This is a genomic window from Streptomyces sp. H27-H5, assembly GCF_026627505.1.
Classification (GTDB): Bacteria; Actinomycetota; Actinomycetes; order Streptomycetales; family Streptomycetaceae; genus Streptomyces.
Genome location: NZ_JAPNLK010000163.1, coordinates 1 through 9841, shown reverse-complemented (window position 1 = coordinate 9841; position 9841 = coordinate 1). Strand labels below are relative to the sequence as shown.

General features: G+C 70.8%; 9 protein-coding genes. 3 read left to right on the top strand and 6 right to left on the bottom strand.

What is annotated here, in order from left to right:
• Positions 1 to 182: 182 nt before the first annotated feature.
• Entirely contained in the window at positions 183 to 752 is a 570-nt protein-coding gene (locus tag OTB19_RS39905) for a GNAT family N-acetyltransferase (RefSeq protein WP_267803697.1), read from the top strand.
• On the opposite strand, the gene OTB19_RS39900 is transcribed toward OTB19_RS39905, so the two are convergent.
• The 6 genes from OTB19_RS39900 to OTB19_RS39875 all read right to left on the bottom strand — a co-directional run bounded on the left by OTB19_RS39900 (position 749) and on the right by OTB19_RS39875 (position 7834).
• The gene (locus tag OTB19_RS39900) at positions 749 to 2296 is read right to left on the bottom strand and encodes a type VI secretion protein (RefSeq protein ID WP_267803696.1); all 1548 of its coding nucleotides are present in this window, start codon (positions 2294 to 2296) and stop codon (positions 749 to 751) included. The genes OTB19_RS39905 and OTB19_RS39900 overlap by 4 nt on opposite strands.
• 2 nt (positions 2297 to 2298) lie before the next feature.
• Entirely contained in the window at positions 2299 to 3714 is a 1416-nt protein-coding gene (locus OTB19_RS39895; protein ID WP_267803695.1) for an ATP-binding protein, read from the bottom strand.
• A gap of 19 nt (positions 3715 to 3733) precedes the next feature.
• Positions 3734 to 5296: an SCO6880 family protein gene (locus OTB19_RS39890; protein WP_267803694.1), complete on the bottom strand. Its 1563-nt coding sequence runs from the start codon at positions 5294 to 5296 to the stop codon at positions 3734 to 3736.
• Positions 5293 to 6600 (bottom strand): hypothetical protein, encoded by a 1308-nt coding sequence (locus OTB19_RS39885; protein WP_267803693.1) that lies wholly within the window; start codon positions 6598 to 6600, stop codon positions 5293 to 5295. The genes OTB19_RS39890 and OTB19_RS39885 overlap by 4 nt, the downstream gene beginning before the upstream one ends.
• Positions 6590 to 7423, bottom strand: coding sequence for a hypothetical protein (locus OTB19_RS39880; RefSeq protein ID WP_267803692.1), 834 nt, complete (start codon positions 7421 to 7423; stop codon positions 6590 to 6592). The genes OTB19_RS39885 and OTB19_RS39880 overlap by 11 nt, the downstream gene beginning before the upstream one ends.
• 102 nt (positions 7424 to 7525) lie before the next feature.
• Positions 7526 to 7834 (bottom strand): hypothetical protein, encoded by a 309-nt coding sequence (locus OTB19_RS39875; protein ID WP_053676383.1) that lies wholly within the window; start codon positions 7832 to 7834, stop codon positions 7526 to 7528.
• Between the two features lie 381 nt (positions 7835 to 8215).
• Here OTB19_RS39875 and OTB19_RS39870 point away from each other — a divergent pair, with 381 nt between their 5' ends.
• Positions 8216 to 8836, top strand: a complete 621-nt coding sequence (locus OTB19_RS39870; protein ID WP_267803691.1) for a hypothetical protein — start codon at positions 8216 to 8218, stop codon at positions 8834 to 8836.
• A 119-nt stretch (positions 8837 to 8955) separates the two neighbouring features.
• Positions 8956 to 9837, top strand: coding sequence for an alpha/beta hydrolase (locus OTB19_RS43515; protein WP_324290586.1), 882 nt, complete (start codon positions 8956 to 8958; stop codon positions 9835 to 9837).
• Positions 9838 to 9841 lie beyond the last annotated feature (4 nt).

The following is a 9841-nucleotide window of genomic DNA, read 5'->3' as shown; positions in this document are numbered from 1 at the left end:
TTCAGCGCCGATGGTACTGCAGGGGGGACCCTGTGGGAGAGTAGGACGCCGCCGAACAATCATTGTGGGAAAGCCCCGCACCCTTCAGGGTGCGGGGCTTTTCTGCGTTCCAGACCCATTTTCGTTCAATGGTCCTGTTTTTTGCGTGCAGGGTGCACCGGTGTCGTGCTTTGATCCGCACTATGAATCAGCATGGGGTGCGGCCGGTGTCTGCCGGCGAGTGGGAGAAGGTCAAGGAGCTGCGGCTCAGCGCATTGCGGGATCCCGCGGCTCCGGTGGCTTTCCTGGAGAGCATCGTGGAGGCCGAGGCCCAGCCGGACGAGTTCTGGCAGGGACGGACCGCGAGAGCTTCGAGCGGGCGGGCTGCCCGGCAGTTCGTTGCCGAGGCTCCCGACGGATCCTGGGACGGGTCGGTGACCGTGCTCGTCGAGGAAGGCGGCACCGTCGACTACTTCGGTGAGGTCGTGGAGAAGGCGCAGGGGCACCTGGTGGGGGTGTTCGTGCGGCCCGGGCAGCGGGGCACCGGACTGACCGGTGCGTTGTTCGCGGCCGCCCTGGAGTGGGCCTGGTCGCTGGAGGGGCCGGCGCTGGGGCGGGTACGGCTCTTCGTCCACGAGGACAACGGGCGGGCCGAGGCGTTCTATCGGCGGTACGGATTCGTGGCGAGCGGCCGGATCGTGGTCGGTACGCCGTCGGACCCGGAGGCCCGGGAGCTGGAGTACGTACTGGAACGGCCCGCGGTGGGGAGTTAGAAGGCGGAGGCGGCCTGCGGCCAGCGGGAGCGGGCCTGCTCGCGGCTGCGGCAGAGCGCGAGGAGCGGCAGGGCGTCGTCCTGGAGGAGCTCCGGGAGCTGCGGAATGGGGGCGACGGCCGCCACGTCCTCCAGGACCAGCGTCAGTGGTGGGTCGAGCCGACCGTGGGATGACCGTGCGGCCATGCGACGGCCGTGCTCGACCACGCTGGAGGCGAGTGCGGTCAGCAAGGGCATTGCACCCGGGTGGCTGCGCGGGTCCTCCAGGGACTCGCCCACCAGATACAGGGTGCCCCCTTCGGTCAGGAACGAAGCCAGCGTGACGGAATCCGTTCGGTTCGGGTTGCAGGCCTCGCGGATGTGGATCGAACTGAGGCAGGACAGGGCCCGGGCGGTCAGGTGCTGGGCCAGTTCGCGGCGCTCGGGGTACGCGGTGAGGGCGCTTTCGAGTTCGCCGGCCGCGCCGGGGGCCGCCTGCGGGTGCGTACGGAGGATCCGGACCGGGTCCTGGGCGTTGGTGCCCTGGGCCCAACGGTGCAGCTGCTTGAAGGGGCGGTTGTCGAGGGCCGCGGCCTGGAGCCAGCTCCGCAGGAGCGTTTCCGCCGTGTCGGCGACCGCGGCGTCCATACGGGCCTGGGGGCGTACGGGCGCCAGGAGGGCCAGGGCGCGTGCGGCGGCGAGGTCGCGGTCCGCGCAGCCCTCCGCGGGGTTCCAGTGCATGCGGGCCGGGGTGTCGCAGAGGTGCGAGGGGTCGTAGAGGAGGACCGGGCCGAGCTTGGCGCGGGCGTCCTTGGTCTCCGACCAGAGTGCGGGGGCGGACGTGACGACGAGGACCGCGCCTTCCGCAGCCGCGATGTGGCGGGCGGAGGTGGTGTGGCGTTCCGCGGGGGCGGCGTAGCCGAGGCGGGCCGGAGCCTGCGCGGTTGCCGGTACGGGTGCGGGCACGGGCACCGTTGCGGGTGCCGGGGTGGGCGTCGTGGCCGGGGGCGGTGTCGGGGCGTGGCCGAAGCCGTGGGGGTAGGCCTCGTCGACCGGCGCGGGGTGGTCCGCGGTGCGGAGGGCGCCGTGGGGCGCTGCCTCGGGACTCGCGGTCTCGAACACGGACGGAGGCCGCGGCGCCGGCGGGGTGGGGATCGGCCCGGGCGGGGGCTGGTCGTCGAGTCGGCCGGGGTGCTTGAGGAGGGCGCGGCGGGCCTTGGTGCGGGCGATGACGCCCATCGTGAAGAGGGTCAGGACCAGCAGGATCAGGAGCTGGCCGATGAACAGGCCCCAGAACAGGCCCCAGCCGGAGAGGGCCGCCGGGTCGGTCTCGGGCCAGGCTCCGGCCAGGTCGTGGGGTTCCGTTATCAGGGCACGGACCGCGTCCGGGGTGCGGGTGAACGTGACGGTGCCCGGCCAGGCGCCCTTGGAGAAGAGCGCCGAGAGGCCGGTGGCCGACCAGACGAGGACGGCGAGGCCGAGCAGGAACGCCAGGAGGCCGACGAGGGCCCCGTCGGGGACGCCTCCGGCCCGCGCGGGGGGTTCCGTACGTCTGGGGTCGGACATGGTTACGCCACCGTGGTCGCGGAGCCGGGGCCGGTGTGGTGGCGTTCGATGAGGAGGGCTCGCTCCTCCGCCTCCAGTTCGGCGGCCAGCAGATCGTCGGGGAGTCGGTGTTGCGCCGAGGATTCGGTCATGGCGCGGTCGGTGTAGACGAGCGGGCGTTCGGCCTCGGTGATCAGGTGCTTGACGACCTGGACGTTGCCGTTGACGTCCCAGACCGCGATGCCCGGGGTGAGGGTCGGGATGATCTCCACGGCCCAGCGGGGCAGGCCGAGCACCCGGCCCGTGGCGCGGGCCTCGTCGGCTTTCTGGGCGTAGATCGTTCTGGTGGAGGCCATCTTGAGGATGGCGGCGGCTTCGCGGGCGGCGGCGCCGTCGACGACGTCGGAGAGGTGGTGGACGACGGCGACGAAGGACAGACCCAGGCGCCGGCCGAACTTCAACAGGCGCTGGAACAGCTGGGCGACGAAGGGGCTGTTGATGATGTGCCAGGCCTCTTCGACCAGGAAGATGCGCTTCTTGCGGTCCGGGCGGATCCAGGTGTGTTCCAGCCAGACACCGACGATCGCCATGAGGATCGGCATCGCGATGGAGTTGCGGTCGATGTGCGACAGGTCGAAGACGATCAGTGGCGCGTCGAGGTCGATGCCGACGGTGGTGGGGCCGTCGAACATGCCGCGGAGGTCGCCGTCGACGAGACGGTCGATGACCAGGGCGACATCGAGTCCCCAGGCGCGGACATCGTCTAGGTCGACGTTCATGGCCTGGGCGGACTCGGGCTCGGGGTGGCGCAGTTGTTCCACGATGTCGGTGAGGACGGGCTGGCGGTCGCGGATCGTGTCGACTACATAGGCGTGCGCGACCTTCAGGGCGAAGCCGGAGCGTTCGTCGAGGCCGTGGCCCATGGCGACTTCGATGATGGTCCGGAGCAGCGCGAGCTGGCCGGTCGTGGTGATCGCCGGGTCGAGGGGGTTGAGGCGGATCCCGTCGTCGTTCGCGGCGATGGGGTCCAGGCGGATGGGGGTTATTCCCAACTGCTGGGCGATCAGGTTCCACTCGCCGACGCCGTCTTCGCCCTGGGCGTCGAGGACGACGACCTGGCGGTCCTTGAAACGGAGTTGGCGCAGGACGTACGTCTTCTCCAGCGCGGACTTCCCGTTGCCGGACTCGCCGAGGACCAGCCAGTGGGGGGCGGGGAGCTGCTGCCCGTACAGCTGGAAGGGGTCGTAGATGTACCCCTTGCCGCTGTAGACCTCGCGGCCGATGATGACGCCGGAGTCGCCGAGGCCGGGGGCGGCGGTCGGCAGGTAGACGGCCTGGGCCTGCCCGGTGGAGGTGCGGACGGGCAGGCGGGTGGTCTCCACCTTGCCGAACAGGAAGCTGGTGAAGGCGTCCGTCAGAGCGGACATGGGATCTCGCATGGGCGGCACTTCCCTCCAGCTAGCGTCGGATGCCGGTGGCGAACGGCAGGGTGTTGACGAAGGCGCGGTGGTGCTCTCGGTCGCACCACTCCAGCTTCAGGTAGGACTTGCCCGCCGAGGCGCGGATGGTGCGCTTGTCGCGGGCGAGGGCCTCGGGTGAACGCGAGGACACCGTGATATACCCGACCAGGTTGACTCCCGCCGCACCACTGGCGAGATCTTCACCCCTCTGGTCGAGCCGGCCGTGGGCGGCGATGTCGCGCGGATCGACCGTGCGGTTCATCTTCGCGGCGCGGCTGGCGTCGGCCTCGTCGTTGGTCTTCTCCGTCAGCATGCGTTCGATGGCGACCTCGGTGGGTTCGAGGTCCATGGTGACGGCGACGGTGCGGATGACGTCCGGTGTGTGGACGAGGAGCGGGGCGAGGAAGTTGACGCCGACGGGGGTCATCGGCCATTCCTTCACCCAGGCGGTGGCGTGGCACCAGGGGGCGCGGGTGGAGGACTCGCGGGTCTTGGCCTGGAGGTAGGTGGGTTCGACCGCGTCGAGTTCGGCGGGCCAGGCGTTGCGCTTCGTCATGGCCTGGATGTGGTCGATGGGGTGGTCCGGGTCGTACATGGAGTGCACGAGGGAGGACAGCCGGCCCTGGCCGAGGGGCTGGCGTACGCGGATGTCGGCCTCGGCGAGGCGGGCGCAGATGTCGGTGAGCTCGCGGGCCATGACGATGGCGAGGCCGGCGTCGCGGTCGAGCTTGCGGCCCTTGTGGGGGGTCGAGGCGCGGGCGATGGTGTGGGCCTCGGCGGCGAGTTCGCGCGAGTAGTGCATACAGGCGACGAGGTACGCGCGGTGCTGCTCTGAGGACGTGGACACCATCGACTGGAGCTGGTCGTAGGACTCGCGGAGCCAGCCGGGGGCGGTGGTGTCGCCGCGCTGGGCGACGTCCTTGGCGTGGGCGTCGGGGTCGGCGGGGAGGGTGCGGGCGAGCATCTGGAGGCGGGTGACGAAGCCGTCGCCGTTCGCCACGTGCTTGAGGAGGGTGCCGAAGCGGTCGACGAGGGCTTCCTGGTCCTCGCTGTCGCGCAAGCCGACGCCGGGGCCCTCGATCTCGATGGCGGCGGTCACGGTTCTGCGGTCGGCGTGCAGGAGGACGGCGATCTCGTCGGGGCCGAAGGGTGCGGCGAGCCAGCTGATGCGGCCGATGCCGGGCGGCGGGCCGACCTCGACCTCGCGGCCGTCGGAGCCGCGGATGCCGGCCTCCATGGTGCCGGAGCGGTAGGTGGTGCCGCGGCGCAGGGTGCGCTTGTAGCTGCGCCTGATCTCGAACCACCGGTAGAAGGTGCGGCCCTTGTACGGGACGTACACGGCGGCGAGGGCGAGCATGGGGAAGCCGGCGAGGCTCACGATGCGCAGGGTGAGGTCGGGGACGAGCAGTCCGCTCATCATGCCGAGGAACGCGCCGGCGATGATCAGGGCGATCTCGCCGGTCTCGCGGTTCTTGCCGACGATCGCGTTCGGCCGGGCGCGGCCGATGAGATACGTGCGACGGGGCGCGATCGGGTGAAGCTGGTGGGACTGGGTCGTCAACGCCCGTCACCTCCTGTGTTCCTCGTGCTCGAGCCGGTGCGGGGCGGGGGTGTGGCGGAGGGGACAGATCCGCCGCCGGACCCGCCGCCGGAGCCTCGGCTGCTGTGCGCGGCCATGCCTCCGGAGATCTGATTGGCGTCGCCGCCGCCTCCGCCACTCGCGCGGTGGGCGCCGCCGCCGCGGCTGCTGTGGGTTTTGATGCCCTGGGAGACGAGGGAGGCCGGGGAGCTGATGACGGCGGCGGCTTGGGCGCCGTCGGTGGCCTTGCTGCGGTTGGAGCGGGCGGAGGCGATCTCGTCGCCGAAGCCGGGGACGAAGCGGTAGATCATCGCGGAGGCGAAGATCGCCAGGAGGATGATCGCGAGTCCGGAGACGACGGCGGAGAAGGCGTTGGGGCCCTTCTCGCCCGCGAGGGCGCCGGCGAGGCCGAGGACGATCACGATGACCGGCTTCACGAGGATGACGGCGATCATGATGCCGGCCCAGCGGCGGACGTGGCCCCACATGTTGCGGTCGACGAGTCCGGCGTAGACGACCGTGCCCAGGAGGGCGCCGACGTAGAGCAGGGCGGCGCGGATGACGAGCTCCAGCCACAGGATCCCGGCGGCCAGGACGGTCACGAGGGCCACGACGATCAGCATGATCGGGCCGCCGCCGATGTCGTCGCCCTTCTTGAGGGCCTCGGAGAACGAGCCGAAGAAGACGTCGGTCTGGCCGCCGGTGGCCGCGGCGATGACCTCGGTGACGCCGTCGGTCGCGGAGACGACGGTGTAGAGGATCAGCGGGGTGAACGCGGAGGCGAGGACGGTGAGCCAGAGGAAGCCGATGGCCTCGGACATGGCGGTGGTGAGGGGGACGCCGCGGATCGCGCGCTTGGCGACGGCGAGGAGCCACAGGACGAGGGTGAGGATGGTGCTCGCGGCGAAGACGACGGCGTACTGCTGGAGGAAGGCGGGGTTGGTGAAGTCGACGGTGGCCGTGGACTTGATGGCCTCGCTGAGCTTGCCGACGATCCAGGCGGCGGCGTCGGCGCAGCCGCGGGCGAGGGAGGCGAGGGGGTTGAGGGCGTCGGTGGGGTTGGCGTTCAGGCCAGTGCCCCCGGCTCCGGTCGGCGTCTCGCCTCCGATGCTGCGTTCGCACGAGTCCTTGAGGGGGCCGACGACTCCCTCGCACTTCCCCGGTGAGGGTGTTCCGGAGGGCGTCGGTGTGGGAGCGGCGACAGCGCGGGTGGCCAGGAGGACCGCGCTGGTTTGCACCAGTACGAGGATGGCTGTGAGGGACGTGCCACGACGGCTAGCGCGCATAGGTGAGCCCTCCGAACTGCGACACGGCTGCGGACATCTCCTCGGCGGTGGCCGCTCTTTGATCCCGGCCCACGGGCGCCGGGCCGTCCTGCTGCGAGAAGTCGGAGACCCACCAGTCACCGTTGGCCCATTTGAGCTCGAACGTGTTGGTGTACCAGCTTTCGGAGACCGGGTTCTTCGATCCCTCGCCGGCGAGTCCGAAGAGCGTCGAGGACCAGACGGACACGCTGGCGGTGTCGCCGCTGAACTTCTCCACCTTGGTGCCGGCCGGGTTGGCGCGGGAGACGAACATGAGGCCCTTGGGCGCCTTGCCGCCGGCTTCGAGGCCGATGCGGGACAGGAATCCCTGATCCGAGTAGAGCCGGTCGAGTTCGCCTTGGCGGGCCGAGGCCACGTCGGGGAGGTAGACGGCCTGGAGGATGGCGCGTCTGCGGTTGCTGTCGAACATTCCGTCGGAGCCCAGGGCCACCGCGTAGTTCGCGGCCGCCGATTGGGCGCCCTGTTCGTCTTGGGAGAAGCCCTTGGGGATGCCGTTGGACTTGCCGGTGACCGGCTGGGTGCCGGTGGGGCTGGTGGCGGCGTCGGTCGGAGGCTTGTTCGACGCGTTGTTGGTGGGGGCGTCCGGGGATTGGTTCGCGAACGCGATGGCGGCGATGAGAAGGACCACCACGCCGACCGCGGTGATGAGGCCGCGGGAGGGGCGGGGGGTGCGGCGCGGGTTGCCGTAGGGGTCGGAGGGGGAGTCCGGGAGGCGCGTACGGGTTTGGCCCGTGCCGCCCACTTCGCCGTGGCCGCCGCCGCCGTAGTGGTCGTCGTTGCTCATTCCGTGTCCGCCCCCTCCGCCTCGTACGACGGTAGCGCTCGTTCCCGCGTGGATGCGGTGTGGTGATTCGCCATCAGGTACGACGGCCGGCGGGCGACACGGCTAGACGGCCATTCCGTAGACGATCGTGAAGAGGGTGCCCAGGGATCCGATGATGAAGACGCCCGTGAGGCCTGCCACGATCAGGCCCTTGCCCTGTTCCGCGCTGAAGGTGTCGCGCAGTGCGGTCGCTCCGATGCGCTGCTTGGCGGCGCCCCAGATGGCGATGCCGAGGCAGAGGAGGATCGCGATGGCCATGACCACTTCGATCATGACCTTCGCTTCGTTGCCGAGACTGCCGAACGGCCCCCAGTTCGGGGCGATTCCGCCGATGATGGTGGTGATGTCGCCCTTTTCGGCTGCCAGGATCATGTAACTCACCGCCCCTGTATGGGTAGTTCCGGTAGCCCGTGCCCGACGGCATGGGTCACGCACTATCTTCGCTGATGAAACCGCCGCCGTCGCCGACTTGGCGGCTCTCTTTACCCGAGCTCGCGGTCTGTGCCTCGCCGGAACGCTCTGACCAGGTCACTCTGTGTATCACGGGGGTTGACGCCGGGCGATGATTGTCGTCTCGCCGTGCCGGCGGGAGGTCTCCGGGTCGGGTGAGGGGCGGCCGTTCGGCCCAATGGGGCGGCGTGTCGTTGGGCCGTACCGCTGACACATGTCCGACATTCCGTCAGTCGTTCCATCTGTACGCGGGGTTGCGCGGGATGCTCCACCCCGTTCGGTTGGACGACGCAAGGAGCAGGGATGGGTTCCGCAGTGAAGTCGGGTCGGCGCGTGTGGTTGGCCGGCGGTGTGGCAGTGCCGCTGGTGTTCGCGCTGTCGGGGGTTTCGGCTCCGGCGATGGCCGCCGCGCAGGGGTCGACCGCCGTGGCGTCGGCTCCCGCGGCCGGTGACGGGTGCTCGAAGTTGAAGGCCAGGGTGCTGAAGTCCGCCGCGTCCGGGCCGTCGAGCGGTTGTACGGGGCCTCGGGGGCCGAAGGGGCCCAAGGGTGACCGCGGGCCGAAGGGGGACCGGGGTCCCAAGGGTGACCGGGGTCCGGCCCAGCCCTGCGTGGGCGTCGACACGGCCCAGGGGCGGTTCGGCCTGGAGTTCAGTGCCGTGGTGAGCCGGGGCAAGGCGTTTCTGGGGCGTCGGACGACCAGCGCGATCGTGGAGAACGGGCCGTACGTCTGGAAGGACCTCTCCACCAGCGGGAACCCGGGCTTCCCGCGCAACGCGTGTGGCGTGTCCCTGAACATCCTGGACGTGACCGCGCAGGTCAAGGTGCTGACCACCGACGGGAACGTGTTCGAGAACTCCTGCACCTACGTGGCGAGCGGTGTGCTCACCTGCCCCAGCGGTTGGACGCCGCTCATCAGGCCCTGATCCGGGGACGCCCGTCGTCGGCGCCGCGGTCCGGGGCACGAGTCGGATCGCGGCGCCGACGCGGGTGGTGTGGTGGGTGGATCGGCCTCGTTGTCAGTGGGGTGCGTCACGCTGGGGCGATGACGACTCCCTGGACCCTCGCGGATCTTGAGGCGGCCATCCGCGCGGGATGGTCGGCCGAGACCTGTTCGCCCGACGACGTGGAGCGGGCGCCCTGGACGGCCGGGAATCCGGCTTGGGGGCACTGCGACATCACGGCTCTGGTCGTCCAGGATCTGGTGGGCGGGGAGTTGATGGTGGGTGAGGTCTGGTGGGGCGGGCAGCAGCAGGGGTTCCACTGTTGGAACGTTTTGCCCGGGGGGATGTGCGTCGATCTGACGCGGGAGCAGTTCCGGCTCGGGCAGACGATCACGCGGGCCCGGCTGATGGGGAAGCGGCCGCCGGGGCGGCTGCCGAGGCGCTGGGAGGAGTACCGGCTGCTGCGGCGGCGGGTGATCGAAAGACTGGGGCCGCTGCCGGGGGTGGTGCGGGCGGCGGACGGGCGCGGGCTCGCATACACGGATTTCGGGGGTGCGGGGGCGCCGCTGTTGGTGCTGCGGGGGCATCCGGGGGACGGGCAGTCTCAGGACGGGCGCTCGGGGGACGGGGGGTCCTTCGAGTCGGCGGTCCGAGACGCGGGGCCGGGGTGGCATGTCATCGCGCTGAATCTGTCGGGGTACGGGGCGTCGGGCGTGGCCGGGGAGGATGCGTGCGACGGGTACGTGGCGGACGCGGCCACCGTGCTGGAGGGGCTGGGGTTGGGGCCGGCGGTGGTGTGGGGTCGGGGCTCGGGTGAGGGGGTCGCGTACGGGCTCGCGGCGCGGCGGCCGGATCTGGTGCGGGCCGTGGTGGAGCTGCCGAGGGGGCATCGGGCGCGGGCGGAGGATCCGGAGGGGTTCGGCGCGGCCGTGCGGGAGTTCCTGGCGGGGGTTCCTGGTGGGGGTGTGAGCGCGGGGGCGTGAGTAC

Coding starts and splice junctions, on each gene's coding strand:
- OTB19_RS39870 (WP_267803691.1), top strand. CDS start 8,216: ATGGGTTCCGCAGTGAAGTCGGGTCGGCGCGTGTGGTTGGCCGGCGGT.
- OTB19_RS39900 (WP_267803696.1), bottom strand. CDS start 2,296: ATGTCCGACCCCAGACGTACGGAACCCCCCGCGCGGGCCGGAGGCGTC.
- OTB19_RS43515 (WP_324290586.1), top strand. CDS start 8,956: ATGACGACTCCCTGGACCCTCGCGGATCTTGAGGCGGCCATCCGCGCG.
- OTB19_RS39885 (WP_267803693.1), bottom strand. CDS start 6,600: ATGCGCGCTAGCCGTCGTGGCACGTCCCTCACAGCCATCCTCGTACTG.
- OTB19_RS39895 (WP_267803695.1), bottom strand. CDS start 3,714: ATGCGAGATCCCATGTCCGCTCTGACGGACGCCTTCACCAGCTTCCTG.
- OTB19_RS39905 (WP_267803697.1), top strand. CDS start 183: ATGAATCAGCATGGGGTGCGGCCGGTGTCTGCCGGCGAGTGGGAGAAG.
- OTB19_RS39880 (WP_267803692.1), bottom strand. CDS start 7,423: ATGAGCAACGACGACCACTACGGCGGCGGCGGCCACGGCGAAGTGGGC.
- OTB19_RS39875 (WP_053676383.1), bottom strand. CDS start 7,834: ATGATCCTGGCAGCCGAAAAGGGCGACATCACCACCATCATCGGCGGA.